This window comes from Pyxidicoccus trucidator (assembly GCF_010894435.1).
Lineage (GTDB): Bacteria > Myxococcota > Myxococcia > Myxococcales > Myxococcaceae > Myxococcus > Myxococcus trucidator.
On record NZ_JAAIXZ010000030.1, the window covers coordinates 61,602 to 80,573 of the forward strand.

Here is an 18,972-nt window from a genome sequence, read left to right on the forward strand (position 1 = left end):
AGCCCTCCGCGCTCCTCGCCGCTTCACCTTCAGGGAGTACCTCCGATGCGCGACTCACAGCCCGCGGGCTGGCCACTGTCCGCGGCCCAGCACGGAATCTGGGTGGGCCAGCAGTTCGACCTCAAGAGCCCGGTGTACAACGCCGGCGAGTGCATCGAGATTCGGGGCGCCGTCGACGTGGCGCACTTCGAGTCCGCGCTGCGGCAGGCCCTCGGTGAAGCCGAGGCCCTGCACTCGCGCTTCGTGTCCGGGGCTTCGGGCCCCGTGCAGTCCGTGGAGCCCCGCGCGGACTGGCCCCTGCACTTCGCGGATGTCAGCGGGACGCCCGACCCGTGGGCGGCGGCGCACGCCTGGATGCGCGAGGACCTGACCCGGACCGTGGACCTGGCCCAGGGTCCGCTCTTCGCGGAGGCGCTGTTCAAGGCCGCGCCGGACCGGTTCTTCTGGTACCAGCGGGTGCACCACATCGCGCTGGACGGCTTCGGCTTCTCGCTGGTGGCGCGGAGGGTGGCCGACCTCTACACGGCGCGGGTGACGGGACGCCCCGCGACGGGAGGCTTCGGCCCGCTGCGCCCCGTGCTGGAGGAGGACGCCGCCTACCGGGCAGGCGCCCAGGTGGAGGCGGACCGGGCCTTCTGGGTGGGGCGCTTCGAGAAGGGCCCCACGCCGGTCAGCATCGCGGAGCCCGCGCCCATGTCGTCCACCTTCGTGCGGCAGATGCAGCACCTGTCCCCGGCCGAAGTGGAGCGCATGCAGGTCACCGCGCGCCAGGCGGGGCTGGGCTGGCCGGACCTGGTGCTGGCCGCCACGGCGGTCTGGCTGCACCGGCTGACGGAGGCCCGCGAGGTGGTGCTGGGCCTGCCGGTGATGTCGCGCCTGGGCTCGGTCGCGCTGAAGGTGCCGTGCATGGCGATGAACATCGTCCCGCTGCACGTGTCCGTGAAGCCGGAGGCGGGGCTGCTGACGATGGCTCGCGACGTGGCGGCGGAGGTCCGCGCCATGCGGCCGCACCTGCGCTACCGCTACGAGCAACTGCGCCGCGACCTGAGGCGCGTGGGTGGCCAGCGCAAGCTGTTCGGCCCCGTGGTCAACCTCATGCCGTTCGACTACGCCCTGCGCTTCGCGGGGATGCCGGCCGTCGCGCACAACCTCTCCGCCGGGCCTGTCGAGGACCTGTCGATTGGCATGTACGCCCGGTCCGACGGCAGCGGGATGCGGGTGGACTTCGACGCCAACCCCGCCTGCTACCGCCCCAACGAGCTGCGTGCCCACCAGCGGGGCTTCCTCCAACTCCTGGAGTCCCTGGTCGCCGAGCCCGAGCTGCCCGTGGGCTCGATGCTGCCGGGCCGGGGCCGGGCGTCACCGGTGGCGGAGGCGCTGCCCAATCTGGCCGCGTGCCTTCTCGATGGAGGCCCGCTCCCTGCTCCGGCGCGCCCCGTGCTGGAGCTGCTCACCGAGCGCGCCCGCGAACAGCCCGAGGCCATTGCCGTGGAGCATGGCCCCTATCGGCTGAGCTACCGCGAGCTGCTCGAGTCCGCGAGTGTCCTGGCGAAGCAGCTCGTCTCCGAGGGCGTGCGGCCGGACACCGCCGTGGCCGTCATGCTGCCGCGAAGCCTGGACGCGATTGTGGCGGCCTGGGGAGTGCTCCTCGCGGGCGCGGGCTACCTGCCCATCGACCCCTTCGGTCCTTCGTCCCGGACCGCCGCGATTCTCGCCGATGCGGCGCCCGACCTGATTGTCACCACCGCGGGTGAGGGCCCGACGCCCGGCGCAGGGCCACAGGCACCGGGGAATCTGCTCGTGAAGCGGCGCCCCGGCTCCGAGCCTGGCGCTTCCGCTTCGACCTCGCCCGCCGGGGAGGCACGGCTGGCGTACGTCATCTACACCTCCGGCTCGACGGGCCAGCCCAACGGCGTGCAGATCGACCGGGACGCGCTGGCCCACTTCGTGGTGGGGGCGACGCAACGCTACGGGCTGCGCTCCGACGACCGGGTGCTCCAGTTCGCCCCGCTGCACTTCGACGCCAGCGTCGAGGAGCTCTCCCTCACCCTGTGCGTCGGCGGCAGGCTGGTGCTGCGCACGGATGAGATGCTCCAGTCGGTGCCGAGACTGCTCGACGCCTGCGCCGAGCACGGCATCACCGTGCTCGACCTGCCCACGGCCTTCTGGCACGAGCTGGCCTACAGCGTCTCGACGGGCTCGGCCCGCCTTCCCTCCTCCCTGCGCACGGTCATCATCGGCGGCGAGGCCGCGCTGCCCGAGCGCGTCGCCCGCTGGCGCACCACCGTCGGCCCCCAGGTGCGGCTGCTCAACACCTACGGCCCCACCGAGGCCACCGTGGTGGCCACCGTCGCCACGCTCAGCGGTGAGGACGCAGTCGGCGGCGCCAGCGATGAGGTTCCCATCGGCCGGCCCCTGCCGGGGGTGTGCGCCGTGCTCCTCGACGCGCAAGGGAAGCCTGTCACGGCGGGAGACGAGGGCGAGCTGTACCTGCTCGGCGGAGGCCTGGCCCGTGGCTACCTGGGACGCCCGGCGCTGACCGCGGCGCGCTTCACCGAGCTCGCGGCCCTGCCCGGCCAGCCGCGCGCCTACCGCACGGGTGACCGCGCCCGCCTCGGTGACGATGGGCAGCTGATCTTCGTGGGCCGCGTCGACGACGAGTTCAAGCTCAGCGGGCACCGCATCGACCCGGCCGAGGTGGAGACCGTGCTGCTCGGCCACCCCCGGGTGCGAGAGGCCGCCGTCGTTGGACAGGTGCTGCCCGGAGGCTCGCGGCGGCTGTGTGCCTGGCTCGTCACCGACGCACCCGAGCCCTCCGTCATGGAGCTGCGCCAGCACGTGCAGGCGGCGCTGCCCGCCCCCATGGTGCCCGGCGCCTTCGTGTTCCGGGAGCGGCTGCCCAGGACCAGCACGGGGAAAATCGACCGCTCGGAGCTGCGCCGCGTGTCCCCCATCGAGGAGCCGGCCCCGACTTCACCGGCAGCCACCGGACTGGAGCAGCGGGTGCTGCGAGTCTGGGAGCAGGTCCTGGGGATGAGCGGCCTGTCGGCGGAGTCTGACTTCTTCGACCTCGGCGGCCAGTCGCTCCAGAGCATCCAGGTAGCGAACCGGCTCGGCGTCGAGCTGGGCCGCGAGGTGCCCGTCGCCACGGTGTTCCGCCACCCGACCGCCGCCGCGCTGGCGCGAGCCCTGGAGCACGGGCCGGACGTGGCAACGGAGGCCGGAGGCCTCACCGCCGCGATGCTCGCGGACGCCGAGCTGCCGGAGGACCTCGTTCCACCGTTGCAGACCACTGGCGCGCTGCCGGCCTGGCTGCGACAGGTCGTGTTGACCGGGGCCACGGGCTTCGTCGGGGCCCACCTGCTCGACCAGCTCCTGCGCCAGACGGAGGCCCGGGTGGTCTGCCTGGTGCGCGCTAGCGATGAGGCGCATGCGATGGAGCGGCTGCGCGAGGCCCTGGCCTCACAGCACCTGTCCACGGCCAGCCTCTCCGAGCGCGTGGTGGCGCTGCCGGCCGACCTGACGCAGCCGTGGCTGGGGCTCGGCTCCGCGCGGTTCCACGGGCTGGCCTCCGAGTGCGACGCCGTCTTCCACAACGCCGCCGTCGTCAGCGTCGTGCGCGAGTACGGCAGCCTCCAGGCGGTCAACGTACGGGGCACGCGCGAGCTGCTCCGGCTGGCCGCCGCCGTCCGTCCCAAGCCCTTCCACTACGTCTCCACCCTCGCCGTGGCCCCCCAGGCGAACCTCCTCCCCGAGGTGCCCGAGGAGTTCGTCCCCGCACACCCTGGCCTGCGTGACGGCTACCAGCAGAGCAAGTGGGTGGCGGAGCGCCTCGTCCAGCAGGCGGGAGCGCGCGGGCTGCCCGTGGCGGTCTACCGGCTGGGGCGCGTGGTGGGCGCACCCGACAGCGGCATCGTGAACCCGCAGGACCTGGTCTGGCGCATCCTGCTGGCCGGCATCCCCGTGGGCACGCTGCCCCAACTCGACGTGGGCGAGGCGTGGACGCCGGTGGACTTCGTCGCACGGGCGCTCGTCCACCTGTCGCGGGGGGCCAGCCCCGGCACGGTGTTCAACCTCACGCCCACCGCGGACGTGCGGCTGGGCGAGCTGTTCCGCCAGGTCCAGGACTATGGCTACCCGGTGGAAATGCTCCCCGTGGGTGCGTGGCGCGCACGCGTCGCGGAGCGCGCTGGCGGGGGAGACCACGACACCACGCTGGCGTTCTTCGACCTGCGCTCGGGCTCCGCCGAGCCCGCCTTCGGTCTGGGCCCCGTCCGCTGCGAGCGCGTCCTCCAGGGCCTGGCGGGCACCGGCATCTCCTGCCCTCCGACGGACCGCGCCCTGCTGTACCGCTACCTCGACTACTGCGTCGCGCAGGGGCTCCTGCCACCGCCGCCCGGAGCCCTGATGAACCCACGGAACGGCAACACGCCCTCAAACGAAAGGGCCCCGCTGTGATGACCCGAGATTGGACACCTCGTTCGTGGCGGGAGAAGCCCGTCACGTGCATTCCGGATGACTATCCGGACCTTCACGCGCTCGCTCGCACCGAGGAGCAACTGTCGCGCCTGCCTCCGCTGGTCTTCGCGTCGGACACGCGCCGCCTCACCTCCAGCCTGGCCCAGGTCGCCGAAGGCAAGTCCTTCCTGCTGCAAGGCGGTGACTGCGCGGAGAGCTTCAAGGAGTTCACCACCGACAACATCCGCGACACCTTCCGGCTCATCCTCCAGATGGCGGTGGTGCTCACCTTCGCGGGGGGCCGGCCGGTGGTGAAGGTGGGCCGCATCGCGGGCCAGTTCGCCAAGCCGCGCTCCAGCGGGGTGGAGACCCAGGGCGGGCTCACCCTGCCCAGCTACCGGGGCGACATCATCAACGGCATGGACTTCGACGCCCGCGAGCGGACGCCCGACCCCCGGCGGCTGCTCCAGGCCTACCACCAGTCCTCCGCCACGCTGAACCTGCTGCGCGCCTTCGCCCAGGGCGGCTACACGGACCTCTACGAGCTGCAACAGTGGACGCTCGACTTCGTGGCGAGCAACCCCCAGGGCGACCTCTACCGGGGGCTGGCGGACAAGATCTTCGAGTCCCTGCGCTTCATGCGCGCCCTCTGCGAGCGCCCCGAGCAGCAGCCGCCCACCCCGGGGCCGGTGGACTTCTTCACCAGTCACGAGGCCCTGCTCCTCAACTACGAGGAGGCCCTCACCCGCGCCGAGCCCGGCTCGAACGAGTGGTTCGACACGTCCGCGCACATGCTGTGGATTGGCGAGCGCACCCGCCAGCTCGGCGGTGGACACGTGGAGTTCATGCGCGGCATCAAGAACCCCATCGGCCTCAAGTGCGGCCCGACGATGGAGCCGGACGACCTGCTGCGGTTGATGGACGTCCTCGATCCCCACGGCATCCCCGGACGGCTCACGCTCATCGGCCGCTTCGGCGCGGACAAGGTTGCTGACTGCCTGCCCCGCCTGATGGCCGCCACCCACCGCGATGGCCGCCCCGTCATCTGGTCCATCGACCCGATGCACGGCAACACGCACAAGGCCGGCAACGGGTACAAGACGCGCTCCTTCGACCGCATCCTCGCGGAGGTGCTCGCCTTCCTCGATGTCGCCGCGGCCGAGGGTGTCCACGCCGGGGGCCTGCACCTGGAGATGACCGGACAGCACGTCACCGAGTGCCTGGGCGGCTCGTTCCCCATGAGCGAGGACGACCTCTCCAGCCGCTACCACACCCACTGCGACCCACGACTCAACGCCGACCAGGCCCTGCAGCTGGGCTTCATGGTGGCCGAGTCCCTCCAGTCACCCCGCGCCGCCCGTGCCCGGGCCGCGTGAAATCCAAGCCGACTCTTGACAGGCCGGCACCGCGCATCTAGATGCCTCCGCATTGAAAATGATAACCATTTTCACAATCAACCATCCCGCCAACGCGGGGACCCGGGCACGGGTCGGAGGCAGCACCCTCCTCGCGTTGCTGACGGGACTGCTCATCTCGGGCCCTGTCCTCGCGAGCGCGCCCCAGGTGGAAGGCGCGGAGAAGCCGCCGGCTTCCGCCTCGCCAGCGCCCGCCATCGAGGCACCGAAGCTCCTGGAGTTCGTCGAAGCGGCCTACCCCGCTCAGGCGGAGCGCGAGCGCCGCGAGGCCACGGTGGTCCTCAGGCTCACGCTCGACGCCCAGGGCGCCGTCACCGAGGCGGAGGTGCTGGAGCCCGCCGGCCCTGACTTCGACGAGGCGGCCCGCGCCGCCGCGCTCCGCTTCCGCTTCGAGCCCGCGAAGCGCAACGGCGTGCCGATGCCTTCTCGCATCGCCTACAGCTACGAGTTCCGCCTGCCACCACCCGTGGCGGCACCCTCCGACAAGCCCGCCTCGGCTTCCGCGCCGGTGGCAGCCCCCTCCGAGCCCTCCGCGGCCTCCGTGCCGGAGCGCACCCCGGAGCAGCAGGAGCCCACCACCACCGTCGAGACGGCGCCCACGCCCGCCCCCGGCCCTGATGCGGCAAACGTCGAGGCCATCGAAGTCACCGTCGAAGGAGAGTCCGAGGCGCAGCGCCTCCGCGAGTCCGCCGAGGCGGTGCGGGTCATCGAGACGGAGCAGCTCCAGCGTGAGGCCGTGGACCTGGGCCAGGCCCTGGCACGCACGGAAGGCATCGGCGTGCGTCGCGCGGGAGGACTGGGCAGCCGCTCGCGCTTCTCACTGGCGGGGCTCACGGACGAGCAGATCCGCTTCTTCATCGACGGGGTGCCGCTGGAGCTGGCCGGCTACGGCCCGGAATTCGCCAACGTCCCCGTCAACTTCGTCCAGCGGATGGAGATCTACCAGGGCGTCGTCCCGGTGCGCTTCGGCGCGGACTCGCTGGGCGGAGCGGTCCAGATCGTCACCACCGAGGAGGTCCGCGGCTCCCGGGCGGCCGCCTCGTATGAAATCGGCTCCTTCGACACCCACCGACTGACGCTCAGCGGGCGGCACCTGCACGAGCCCACCGGCCTGTTCGTCCGCGCCAGCGGCTTCTTCGACTCCACGCCCAACGACTACCGCGTCGACGTCGAGGTTCCAGACGACCTGGGCCGGCTCGTCCCCAGGACGCTCCCCCGCTTCCACGATGCCTTCCGGGCCGGTGGTGGTGCCGTGGAGGCGGGCTTCGTCGAGCGCCCCTGGGCCCGACGCCTGCTGCTGCGGGCCTTCGCCAACACCACCTCCAAGGAGATCCAGCACGACGTCACCATGGAGACGCCCTATGGCGACGTGGACTCCGGCAGTTCCTCCGCGGGCGCGACGCTTCGCTTCGAGAATGCGTACGGCTCGGGGCTCACCGCCGACGCCGTCGGCGGCTACGTCTTCCGCCGGAGTCACTTCACGGACGTCGGGACGTGCGCCTACGACTGGTTCGGGCGCTGCATCCAGACGCTTCCCCAGCCGGGAGAAATCGAGTCGCGCGCCGTCGAGCGCGTGGTCCACCAGCACACGGGCTTCGCGCGTGCCAACGTCGGCTGGACGCTGTCGCCGGACCACGTGTTCCGCCTCGCCATCGCGCCCACGTGGGTGGCCCGCTCCGGTGAGGACCGGGCCCTCCGGGCGCGCGGTGAGGTGGACCCGCTCACTGGCGACAGGAGCATCTTCTCGCTCGTCACCGGGCTCGAGTACGAGCACGACGCGCTCGGCGGCCGCCTGGAGAACATCGCCTTCCTCAAGGACTACCTCCAGCTCTCACGCGCGGACCTGCTGCTCCCCAGCAACACCTTCCAGCCAGCGGACCAGGACATCCACCACCTCGGCGTGGGCGACAGCCTGCGCTTCCGCCTCTCCCAGGCCCTGCGTGCGAAGGCCTCCTACGAGTGGGCCTCGCGCCTTCCCCGGCCCGACGAGCTCTTCGGCGACGGCATCCTCTATGGAGAGAACCTCCTGCTGAGGCCCGAGCGCAGCCACAACCTCAACCTGGAGCTGGCGCTCTCCCTGCCGGACACGGCGGCCGGCGAGTTCCGGGGCAGCGTGCTGGGCTTCGGGCGACTCGTGGATGACTTCATCCAGCCGGTGGGCCGCGAGGGGTACTTCACGTACCAGAACGTCATCGAGGCCCGCAGCCTCGGAGTCTCCGGTGCCGCGGGGTGGACCTCGCCGGGACGGCTGCTCTCGCTCGACGGCAACGCCACCTTCCAGGACTTCCGCAACACCTCCACCGAGGGCCCCTTCGCGGAGTTCGAGGGCCAGCGCCTTCCCAACCGCCCGCACCTGCTCGCCAACGGCAGCGCCCGGCTCCAGTGGACGGGGGTGGCGAGCCCGCGCGACGAGCTCTCGCTGGGCTGGCACTCCCGCTACATCCACTCCTTCTTCCGCGGCTGGGAGCGGCTGGGACAGGGCGACTCGAAGCAGACCATCGACGCGCAACTGCTCCACTCCCTCGCGCTCACCTACGTCACCCGCACCTCGCGCGCCACGCTGAGCTGGACGGTGGACGTGCAGAACCTCACCGACGCCTCCTCCTTCGACTTCCTGGGCGTGCAGCGCCCCGGACGCACCGTCGCCGCCAAGCTGGTCGCGGAGCTCTGAAGCACTTCCGTCAACCCCCGCCTCACTCCTGGAAAGGAACCACCCGATGAAGCTCGCCTCTTCCTTCCGCTTCCCACGCCTCACCGCCACGGCCCTCGCGCTGTCGCTGCTCGCCGCGTGTGGCGACGACAAGGACCCGGTCGACCCGATCGACGAGACGCCGGAGAAGCCGGTGTATGCCGCCATCGCGCAGGTGTCCGCCAACAACGAGTCGCAGAGCTACGTCATCCTCACGGACTCGGTGGACCAGACCGCGCCCCTCTCCCTGGAGAAGGCCATCGAGGTTCCGGGCCGCGCGCTCGGCTCGGGGCCGATGAAGTCGGGCTCGCTGTACGTCAGCAGCAGCGAGGGCGCCGAAGTCACCCGGTATGACCTGACGACCGAGGGAACCCTGGAGAAGAAGGCCACCGTCAGCTTCCAGGGCCGGGGCGTCGCCTCCATCGGCGAGTACCAGAACCAGTTCCAGTTCATCTCCAACACCAAGGCCTACTACTTCGACGGCCGCACCGCGCAGCTCATCGTCTGGAACCCCACCGACATGACGCTGGTCAACGCCGTCACCATCAACGGGCTCGCCACGGAGGGCGCGGTGACGACCTTCGCCACGCACCCGGTGCGCACGGGGAACCTGGTCATCATGCCCGTGGGCTGGCGTCCCAGCGCGGGCGTGGGCATCACCAAGCAGGCCGGCCTCGTCGTGGTGGACACGACGACGGATGCGGTGACGCTCGTGAAGGATGACCGCTGCGGCTATGTGCGCGACGGCGTCCTCGGCCCGGATGGCATGGTGTACGTCGCCACCGAGGCGTACGGCGCGGCGGTGTTCCGCGTCGCCGGAGGGAGCACGCCCGTTCCCTGCCTGCTGAAGTTCAACCCGCAGACGCGCACCTTCGACACGACGTTCTACCGGGAGCTCAGCACGCTGACGGGCGGCGCGGCCACGGGCTCGCTGCTCCCCGGCCCGCAGGGCACGGCGTACCTGCGCGTCCTCGATGAGACCGTCTACACCGTCAATGCCGGCACGCACCCGCGCGTGGTGGCGAGCGCCCAGGCGTGGACGTGGTGGCAGCTGCGGCTCGACACGCTCACCGCCACCAAGGTCTCGACGCTTCCGGCGAGCACCGGCAGCAGCTTCCTCTTCAACGTCGATGACGACCGCGTCCTCTTCACCGAGTTCGCCAACAACTCGACCACGACGAACTTCCGCGAGCTGTCGGACCAGAGCGGCACGGTGGCCTTCAGCACCCAGGGCCTCGCGTTCTCCTTCCTGCAGCTGCGCTGAGCCGCTCCCCTCCCCGCGCCGGGCGTGCCCAGACACGCCCGGCGCCGGGCCTCTTCTTCCCGCCCACGTCCGGGGCGAACCCAACGCCCCCTGAGAGAGCAACACTGCGATGCCCATCGTGGATGTCATCAAGAATGTCTTCGTGCAGTGGGGCGCCAACTGGGTGCTGTGGCTCCTGTTCGCCCTCTCGCTGGTGAGCCTCGGCATCATCGTCGAGCGCTGGCTCGTCTTCCGCAGCAAGCAGGACGTCATCCGCGAGCTGTCCCTGTCGCTGGAGCAGACGCTGGCGACCGGTGACTTCGCCCGTGCGCTGGAGAAGCTGGAGCAGCGCACGTCCGTGGGCGCCATGGTCGCGCGCGCGGGGCTGCGCCTCGCCCCCCAGGGGATGACGGCGGCGGAGAAGAGCATGCAGGGCGCGCTGGCCCTGGAGCGCTCGACGCTGGAGAACCGCCTGGCCTTCCTGGGCACGCTGGGGAACAACGCGCCCTTCATCGGGCTGTTCGGGACGGTCATCGGCGTGCTGCTGGCCTTCGAGGAGCTCAGCCGGAGCGCGGGCGCCGTGGGCGGCGCACGCACGAGCCAGGTCGCGTCGAACGCGGTGATGGGCAGCATCGCGGAGGCCCTGGTGGCCACCGCCATCGGCATCGGGGTCGCCCTGCCCGCCGTCGCCGCGTACAACTACTTCCAGCGGCGAATCGCGCAGATCCTCTCGGACACCGAGGCGCTCTCCAACCTCGTGCTGGCCTACCTGTCCGCGCGCGAGCGGGGAACCCTGGGCACCGGAGCCCCGGCCGCCGCGGCAGAGACGCGCCCCGCGCTGGGAGGACGGTAGTCATGGCCGGTGGAAACCAGCCACGCGGCGGGTTGATCGAAGGCATCAACGTCACGCCGCTCGTCGACATCATGCTGGTGCTGCTCATCATCTTCATGGTCACCGCGAGGCTCGTCGACAGCCCCGCCGTGCCGTTGGATCTGCCCCAGGCCTCCCAGAGCGAGGATGTGCAGACCATCTTCGCCGTCTCCATCACCGCCGACGGCGCGCTCCTGCTGGATGGCGCCGCCACGGACGCGGAGACCTTGAAGGACAGGGCGCGTGAGGCGCTGGCGCGAGAGCCGGAGCTTCGCGCCGTCATCCAGGCGGATGGGGCCGTTCCCCACCGCCAGGTCATCGCGGTGCTCGACCGGCTGAAGGAGGCGGGGCTCACCCGCGTGGCCTTCGGCACGGTCCGCCCCGAGCCCGTCATCCCGAACAGCGCCGCACCCACCGGAGCCGGGCGTGAAGCCCCCTGAGCCACCTCTCCAGCGCGCCGCTGGCACCGAGAGCATCGCGGAGCTCATCCTCGGCCCCGAGCGTCCGAAGCGCTCGAAGGGGCTCGTGTGGGCCCTGCTGGCGACAGCGTCCCTGCATGGTGCGGCGGGCGCGCTGGCCTGGCAGGCGTGGCGCAACGCGGCCTCGCGCGCGCCTCCCCCGGCGGCGCCCCGGCCCACGGTGCGCATCGACCACGTGGTGTCCCTCCCTCCCCCGGCGGCGCCCGAGCCACCGCCGCTCCCTCCTCCAGCGAAGCCTCCTCCTCCCGTCCGGGCCGAGCCCCCACGGGCCCGCGTGAAGCCCGCCAGCACCGCCGCGAAGGAGGCGCCTCCCCCGCGCTCCGCCGAGCCCGCCCAGGCCGGTGAAGTGGTCGCCGCGAAGGAGGCTCAGTCCCCCCTCGACTTCACGGGCTTCGACATCGCGAGCGGTCAGGCCCCGCGCTACGCCGGTGGCGTGACGGCGTCCACCGGGCGCTCCACCACGGCTGTCGCTCCCGGCGCGGGAGTCGGAGAGGAAGGTGACGGCACCGGGGAGAGCCACGCCCGGCCCGTTCAGCTTCCGGCGCGCAACTGGAGCTGCCCCTGGCCGAAGGAGGCGGAGGCCCTGCGCCTCGACGAGCAGACGGTGGTGCTGCGCGTGGTCGTCACCCCGGAAGGCCGGGTGACGACGGCCGAGCTGATGTCCGACCCTGGCCATGGCTTCGGAGAGGCGGCACTCGCCTGTGCGCGGAGCGCGCGCTTCGAGGCCGCCGTCGACCGGGCCGGCCGACGCTACCTGGCCACCTCGCCGCCCATCCGGGTCCGCTTCAAGCGGCGCTGAGCCGCGACCTTGCCTCGGGGCCACGCCCCTTCGTCCGTAGAGCCATCAGGAGCATCTCGTGAGCGCATCCCTCTCGCCGAACCAGGAACGCCAGCTGCTCTGGCTGCTGGCGGCCGTCCAGTTCACCCACCTCATGGACTTCATGATCGTGATGCCGCTGGGGCCGGAGTTCATGCGCGTGTTCGACCTGTCGACGGCGCAATTCGGGACGATGGTCTCCGCGTACACGCTGGCCTCGGCGGCGATGGGGGTGACGGGCCTGTTCTGGCTGGACCGCTTCGACCGGAAGCGGGCGCTGATGACGCTCTACGGAATCTTCATCGCCGCGACGCTGGCCTGTGGCGCCGCGCGGAGCCACACGGAGCTGCTCGTGGCGAGGACGCTGGCCGGCGCCTGCGCGGGGCTGATGGGCGCCGTGGTGATGGCCATCATCAGCGACCTCGTGCCCATGGAGCGCCGGGGCCGGGCCATCGGGACGGTGATGGCGTCGCTCGGCCTGTCCGCGGTGGCCGGCGTACCGCTGGGGCTGGGCATCGCCAGCGCCCTGGGCTGGCGCGGCCCCTTCTGGGCCATTGGAGCACTCGCGAGCGGCGTGTGGCTGTGCCTGCTCTGGCGCCTGCCTTCGGTGCGTCAGCACCTCGCCGCGGCCGGCACGGGGGTGCGGCGCAATCCTCTCGCGCCGCTCGCGGCCCCGGGCCTGATGCTGGGCTGGGTGCTGACGTTCTGCGTGGTGTTCTCCAGCTTCCTGCTGATTCCGTACCTGGGGGCCTACATGGTCGGCAACCTGGGGCTGCGCATGGAGGACCTGTCCTGGGTGTACCTGTGTGGAGGCGCGGCCACGCTGGTGAGCGCGCGTCAGGTCGGGCACCTCGTGGACCGCTTCGGCCCGGCGCGGATGCTGGGCGCGCTGCTGGTCGGAACGATGGGCCCTCATCTGCTGTTCACCCACCTGCCGCCCTCGCCGCTGCCGGTGGTGCTGGCGGTCTTCGTGGTGTTCATGGCGCTGACCTCCACCCGCGCCATCCCCACCATCGCTTTGGTCACCGCGCGAGTCCCACCAGCGCTGCGCGGGCGCTACCTCGCGGTCAACATGGCGGCGGGCGATGCGGCATCGGGACTGTCCGCCTGGATGAGCGGCCTGTTGATTGCGACCGCGCCCCAAGGCGCGCTGATTGGCTTTGGCCAGGTGGGTTGGATTGCGGTGGGCGTGACGGCCCTCTCGCTGTTCATCCTCTGGACGTTTGGACGTAGCCCCCTACCCCTGAGCGCCGCGGCAACTTGAGCGCCTTCCGCAGTGACCTACCCATAAAGGAAGCCTCATGGACTCCTCCCAGAGGAATCACCCGTCGCTCCCCCGTCCCATCATTGGAGAGATGAAGCTCGACTACTCCAACCGCCTGCTGGCCGAAGCGAAGCGGCTGGTGCCCGGCGTCTCGCAGTCGATGATGAAGAAGCCCGAGATGTTCGCCCCCGGCGCCTTTCCGGTCTTCCTCGCCCGGGGCCAGGGCACGCTGGTGGAGGACGTCGACGGCCAGCAGTACATCGACTTCATCTGCGGGCTGGGCGCCAACATGCTGGGCCACAACCACCCGGACGTGGTGGGGCCCATCCGGCGGCACCTGGATGAAGGCCTCCTCCACTCCCTGCCCACGCCGGTGGAGGTCACCGCCGCGCAGGCGCTGGTCGACATGATTCCGGGCGCGGAGATGGTGCGCTTCTTCAAGACGGGCGCGGATGCGACGTCCGCGGCGGTGCGGCTGGCGCGCTACCTCACCGGCAGGGAGCGCATCATCACCGTGGGCTACAACGGCTGGCACGACCACTTCCAGTACGACACACCGGGCGTGCCCGCCGCGCTGGCCGCGCTCACGCAGCGGATGCCTCTCTTCACCGTGCCCGACGAGGCCGCCCTGCTGACCAGCATCGAGCAGAACGGGAAGCAGCTCGCGATGGTGCTCCTCTCGGTGCCCTACAACCGCGTCCTGAGCCGCGAGTTCCTGCAGACGCTGCGGGCCACCTGCACGGCCCACGGGGTGCTGCTGGTCCTGGACGAAGTCGTGACGGGCTTCCGCCTCGCCCTGGGTGGCGCCCAGGAGTTCTTCGACGTGAAGGCGGACTTCGTGTGCCTCTCGAAGAGCATCGCGGCGGGCATGCCCCTCTCGGCGATTGCCGGGCCGGAGCGACACCTGAGCAAGCTGGCGGACCTGCAGGTGTCGACGACCTTCGGAGGTGAGCTGCTGTCCCTGGCGGTATGTGAGTCCGTGCTGGGGGGGTACCGGAAGAGCGGCTACATCGAGCACCTCGCCACCCTGGGCCGGCGGCTGCGCGAGGGCGTCAACGCCCGCGCCGAGCAGCTCGGCTCGCCGCTGCGGGTGATTGGCTACGACGCGATTCCGTTCTTCCTCTTCGACAAGAACCCCGTGGAGCACGGGAAGCGGATGCAGCCCTTCCAGGCCGGCATGGCCCGCAGGGGCGTGCTGCTGCGCCGCGACGTCAACTTCATCTGCGCGGCGCACACGGCCGAGCAGATTGAGTACACCATCGAGATGGCGGGGGAAGTGATGCAGTCCCTCCTCGCGTCCGCTCCGGCCGTCAGCGCGGCCTGAGCGAGCAGACACGGCGGCCGGGGGCTTCGTGGCCCCCGGCTCCGACCTCAGTCGTGGGGCTCTTCGTGGTCGGCGGTGTTCCGCTTCCAGTAGCCAATCACCCGGACCCAGCTCTTGTTCAGGTGGCGCTCGTCGACCAGGAACTCCCGGATGTTGCGCATCGAGGTGGCCTCTCCCGCCGCCCAGACGAAGCCGTCGCCCGGAGGCAAGGTCAGCCCGCGGATGGCCCGCTCCAGCAGGTCCGTGGCCCCCGGCGCCGCGCCGTTCCGGTGCAGCCAGGTCAGCTCCATGTTGGCGCGAGTCTCCAAGCGGATCTCCTCGGTGGCATCGCCGACCTCGAGGAAGACGATGGCGCGGGCACCGGCGGGAAGCTCCTCCAGCCTGCGGCTGATGGACGGCAGCCCGCTCGGGTCTCCCGCGAACAGGTACCAGTCGAAGTCGTCGGCGACCATGAGCGAGCCCCGAGGCCCCGCGACGCCGATGAAGTCCCCCACCTTCGCCTTCGCGGCCCAGGTGGAGCCGGGCCCGGTGCCGTGCAGCACGAAGTCGAGGTCCAGCTCACCGGCGACGGGGTCATGGCGCCGCGGCGTGTAGTCGCGCGTCGCGGGCCGGGCGACGCCCTCCGGGAAGACGACGCCGTGCGGGCCCATGGTGGGCATCGCGGGCTTGAGCTCTCCCGGGTTGGGGATGAGCAGCTTCACGTGGTCGTCGGCGCTGTCGCTGTGGAACCCCACCAGGTCCTCTCCGCCGAGCGTGACGCGCATCATGTGGGGCGTGAGCCGGGTGACCCGGCGGACTTCGAGGAGCCGGAACTTCACCGGGAAGGGGCCTCGACGGAACACTCTCTCTGCCACGGTCATCACCTGCGCTCCTGGTTCATACGGCCTCCGACACCTCCCAGGAGCGTGTCGGGCTTGCCATTGACTCGATAGTGACTCTCATTATCATATTCACCACAAGGACGCACGGAGCAATGACGCCCGGGGAGCCGTGCCCGGACGCCTGGGGAGTGGCGTGTGGGTCCTCGAGCCGGGAGCCACCAGGCGGGCGCAGCGCCTCCACCGCGTGCGTGGCTCCGGTGCGCGGAAGCTACAGCCGTGCGTGGAGGAGGTCCGCGACGCGCAGGGCGTTGGCGGCGATGGTGAGCGAGGGGTTGATGCCGCCGCTGGACGGGAAGAACGACGCGTCCACCACGTAGAGGTTGTCCACGTCGTGGGCCCGGTTGCTCGGGTCCAGCACGCTCGTCTCGGGTGAGGTGCCGAAGCGGCACGTCCCACAGACGTGGCCGAGGTTGAGCGCGACGTCACGCGGATTGGAGATGAGCTTGACCTTGAACTTCGGCTTCAGGGTGCGGAGGAACAGCCGTCGGGACAGGTCCACCCGGCGTCGCAGCTCGTCGTGGACGCGGTACTGGTAGTGCACGCCCCCATCTTCGGACGTGCCGACGACGCGGTTCTCCGCATAGGGCAGGTCCTCCAGCACCGAGGCGAAGACGGCTCGCGCGCGGTAGATGCGAGCGCCGAGGTTGGCCACCAAGGGGAACAGCGGGCTCAGCACGCGCAGCCACGCCGGCAGCGAGTGCCCGCCCTGGAGCCAGCTCAGCACCTTCTTCTCGTCGATGGTGAAGGGGTGGGCGTGGAAGTTGCCCAGCTTCCCCTCCGCGTGCCGGTAGAAATCGTTGAGCGACACGCCGTGCGCCATGTCGAAGGACTTCAGGGAGCGGCGGGCCGTCACGAGGTAGTGGTCCGAGCAGTGGAGCATCAGGTTGCGCCCCACGAGGTCCCGGTTGTTGGCCAGCCCATTCGGATGCCGCGCGGAGACGGAGCGCCGCAGCAGCACCGGCGTGTTGAACGCGCCTGCCGCCAGGACGAAGACACGGCCCCGGACCTTGAACGTCTGCCCATCCCCTTCCCTGCGGCACACCGCGGCCTTGACGGCGCCGCCCTCCTCCTCCAGCGAGAGCACCTCGCACCAGTCGAGTATCCCGGCGTTGTGCGAGCGCAGCGCGGGACGCAGGCACACGCGCCCCGCGTCGTTGCGGCACTCCCGGGGGCACAGCGCGCCCACGCAGGTGTCGCAACCCGGCAACTGCTCGCAGGCATAGTGGATGCGGTAGGGATTCAGTCCCAGTTCCTGGAAGCCCTCGAGCAGCGCCTGCTCCTTGCCTACCGGCGCGGGCGGCTGCATGAGCTGGAATGACACTCCGGGACGCACCGGGTCCCCCGAGCCGCGCACGCGGAACAGCTCCTCCGCCTTCGTGTACCAGGGCGCCAGCTCATCATAGGAGACGGGCCAGGACTCGGGCAGGGTGGACGCCTCGCAGTCCGTCCTCCCACTGCGAGGCGTGAAGTCCTCCGGGAAGAAGCGGTCCATCACCATCCCGAACCGCGAGGACGAGCCTCCACCGCCCACCCCCAGCGGGTGCGGGAACGAGCGCGGCTCACGCGCGTGCAGCTCCTGCCGCAGCGGCTCCGGCCACTGCCCGGCGCGCATGAGCCGCTCCTTCCGCGACGGGGCCACCAGCGCAGTCCCCTGGGTGGCTTCCATGGGCTCGGCTGGTGCCTCGGTGGACTGCCGTGCCGGGCCTCGCTCCAGGAAGAGTACGGACCGGCCCTGGCGGGCGAGCGCATGGCCCAGCGTCGCGCCGCCCATGCCCGTGCCGACGACCACGACGTCCCAACCGTCCAGCTCCGTGTCACCGACACGTCGGGTCCGCACCGCTTCGGGTTGCATCATCTCGAAATTTCTCCGGGCCCCTTACTGTCACAGGGTGGCGGGAGCTGAGAAGCACATCCTGGTCAATCCAACACATCTGGACTTCTACACTCGCAATGGCGTGTCACGGCCGCGCGACGAAAGTGCCGTCAATTTCGCTTGGCGATTGCGAGGGGCCGGCTCTATACGTTCGCTCGCTATGGCGCTTTCCCATGGATACCAGCTTTTTCCGAGTGGGATTTGTCATTGCGCCCTCGACGGGCATTGAGCTGGCGGCCTTCGAGTTTCCACCCTGCTCCGCCTGGTGTCTGACGGCCCACCCGGGTCGTGACGAGATCGCTCCCATTCCCGCGGAGGGGTGTGCGCACCGGGTTCTTGGGAGAGTCGATGCACGCGGTACTGACGAACTTCGGGAGCACGGGAGACATCCTGCCGTTCGTGGCGCTGGAGCTGCGCCGCTACGGGCACAGGGCGGTGCTCGCGCTGCCGCCCTCCTTCGAGTCGCTGGCGCGCGGCCACGGCGTGGAGTTCGTCCCCGTGGGGGCGGACCTGCGAGGGGCCCAGGACGACATCACCCAGGCGCTGCTGGTGAGTCCGGAGCGCATTGGCGCTGCGGACCAACTCCAGACGATGTTCGGCCCCCTGGCTCAGGGCCTGCCTCGCATGCTGACGGACCTCCGTGCCGCCTGCGTGGGGGCGGATGTGCTCATCAGTGGGCGTGTGCAGCCCGCCGCGCGAATGGTGTACGACCTCACCGGCATCCCCTTCGTGTCCGTCTACGTGGAGCACTCGGGCAGCGGAGGTGGGCACCCGGCGTTCCAGGAGGCGGTGCGCGGCATCATCAACCCCGTGCGGGTGGGCGCGGGGCTTCCCCCGTTCCACAACCCGCTGGTGGACCAGGAGTCGCCGCAGCTCGTCCTCTACGCCATGAGCCAACACGTGCGCCCGCCGCCGCGCGACTGGCCCGGCCACCACCACATGGTGGGCTACTTCTTCCTGGACGGTGACGTGCTGGGTTGGGAGCCGCCCGCCGAGCTGCGCGACTTCCTGGCCGGCGGCGAGCTTCCGCTGTTCTTCACCTTCGGCAGCCTCAAGCACGAGGACCCGGACGCGTTCACCGACCTGCTGGTGGAGGCGGCACAGCGGGCCGGGCGCAGGGCCATCATCCAGCGGGGCTGGAGCGGGCTGGCGCGCAAGCCGCTGCCCCCCGGCTTCCTCGCGGTGGATGGGATGTTGCCCTACGCGTGGCTCTTCTCGCGCGTGTCGTGCGTCGTCCATCACAGCGGCGCGGGCACGTGCTCGCTGGCGTTTCGCGCGGGGGTCCCCCAGGTGCTGGTGCCGCACGCCTATGACCAGTTCCTCTGGGCGGACCTGGGACATGCCCGGGGCTGCGCTCCCGCGCCCCTGCCCGCCGCACGGCTGACCGCCGAGCACCTGGCCGCGGCCATCCAGGAGGCCCTGGTGTCCCCGCTCATCCGAGAGGCCTCCGCCGCCGTGGGCGAGCGTGTCCGGACCGAGCAGGGCCTGCTCGTGGCGCGGCAGCACATCGAGGCGCTGCTGGCGCGGCTGGGACGCGCGGGAAGCGCCAAGGACGACTGGGGCGATGACGAGGCGCCCGGGGCGCGCCGCAACTCCGCCCTGGAGCGCCAGCGCGCGCGCAGGCGGGACTTCTGACTTCCGACATCGACATGGGGACT

General features: G+C 71.0%; 12 protein-coding genes. 10 read left to right on the plus strand and 2 right to left on the minus strand.

Annotation, left to right across the window (positions count from 1 at the left end; all coding sequences use genetic code 11):
* The first annotated feature begins 45 nt into the window (after positions 1-45).
* The 9 genes from mxcG (at position 46) to mxcL (ending at position 14,560) form a co-directional block, all read left to right on the plus strand.
* On the plus strand, positions 46-4,458 hold the full coding sequence (gene mxcG / locus G4D85_RS46045; RefSeq protein ID WP_164021050.1) for a myxochelin non-ribosomal peptide synthetase MxcG: 4,413 nt from the start codon (positions 46-48) through the stop codon (positions 4,456-4,458).
* Positions 4,458-5,834 (plus strand): class II 3-deoxy-7-phosphoheptulonate synthase, encoded by a 1,377-nt coding sequence (locus G4D85_RS46050; protein WP_164021052.1) that lies wholly within the window; start codon positions 4,458-4,460, stop codon positions 5,832-5,834. The genes mxcG and G4D85_RS46050 overlap by 1 nt, the downstream gene beginning before the upstream one ends.
* A 58-nt stretch (positions 5,835-5,892) precedes the next feature.
* A complete protein-coding gene (gene mxcH / locus G4D85_RS46055; protein WP_164021053.1) occupies positions 5,893-8,544 on the plus strand; it encodes a TonB-dependent siderophore myxochelin receptor MxcH in 2,652 nt (883 codons plus the stop codon).
* 46 nt (positions 8,545-8,590) lie between these two features.
* Positions 8,591-9,826 carry a hypothetical protein gene (locus tag G4D85_RS46060; protein ID WP_164021055.1) on the plus strand — a complete coding sequence of 412 codons (1,236 nt, stop codon included), beginning with the start codon at positions 8,591-8,593 and terminating at the stop codon, positions 9,824-9,826.
* Positions 9,827-9,935: 109 nt separating this feature from the next.
* A complete protein-coding gene (locus G4D85_RS46065; protein ID WP_164021056.1) occupies positions 9,936-10,658 on the plus strand; it encodes a MotA/TolQ/ExbB proton channel family protein in 723 nt (240 codons plus the stop codon).
* Positions 10,659-10,660: 2 nt separating this feature from the next.
* Positions 10,661-11,116 carry an ExbD/TolR family protein gene (locus G4D85_RS46070; RefSeq protein WP_164021057.1) on the plus strand — a complete coding sequence of 152 codons (456 nt, stop codon included), beginning with the start codon at positions 10,661-10,663 and terminating at the stop codon, positions 11,114-11,116.
* A complete protein-coding gene (locus tag G4D85_RS46075; RefSeq protein ID WP_164021059.1) occupies positions 11,103-11,954 on the plus strand; it encodes a TonB family protein in 852 nt (283 codons plus the stop codon). Before G4D85_RS46070 ends, G4D85_RS46075 begins: the two co-directional genes overlap by 14 nt.
* Positions 11,955-12,012: 58 nt before the next feature.
* Positions 12,013-13,236, plus strand: a complete 1,224-nt coding sequence (gene mxcK, locus G4D85_RS46080; protein WP_164021061.1) for a myxochelin export MFS transporter MxcK — start codon at positions 12,013-12,015, stop codon at positions 13,234-13,236.
* A gap of 37 nt (positions 13,237-13,273) precedes the next feature.
* Positions 13,274-14,560, plus strand: a complete 1,287-nt coding sequence (mxcL, locus tag G4D85_RS46085) for a myxochelin B biosynthesis transaminase MxcL (RefSeq protein ID WP_164021063.1) — start codon at positions 13,274-13,276, stop codon at positions 14,558-14,560.
* A gap of 47 nt (positions 14,561-14,607) precedes the next feature.
* Here mxcL and G4D85_RS46090 read toward each other — a convergent pair whose 3' ends face one another.
* Together G4D85_RS46090 and G4D85_RS46095 are read right to left on the minus strand one after the other, a co-directional pair.
* Positions 14,608-15,420: a siderophore-interacting protein gene (locus tag G4D85_RS46090; RefSeq protein WP_338052952.1), complete on the minus strand. Its 813-nt coding sequence runs from the start codon at positions 15,418-15,420 to the stop codon at positions 14,608-14,610.
* A gap of 229 nt (positions 15,421-15,649) precedes the next feature.
* Positions 15,650-17,296, minus strand: coding sequence for an FAD-dependent oxidoreductase (locus G4D85_RS46095; RefSeq protein WP_164021067.1), 1,647 nt, complete (start codon positions 17,294-17,296; stop codon positions 15,650-15,652).
* Positions 17,297-17,662: 366 nt separating this feature from the next.
* Between G4D85_RS46095 and G4D85_RS46100 the strand changes: the two genes are divergently transcribed.
* The gene (locus tag G4D85_RS46100; protein ID WP_164021069.1) at positions 17,663-18,949 is read left to right on the plus strand and encodes a glycosyltransferase; all 1,287 of its coding nucleotides are present in this window, start codon (positions 17,663-17,665) and stop codon (positions 18,947-18,949) included.
* Positions 18,950-18,972 lie beyond the last annotated feature (23 nt).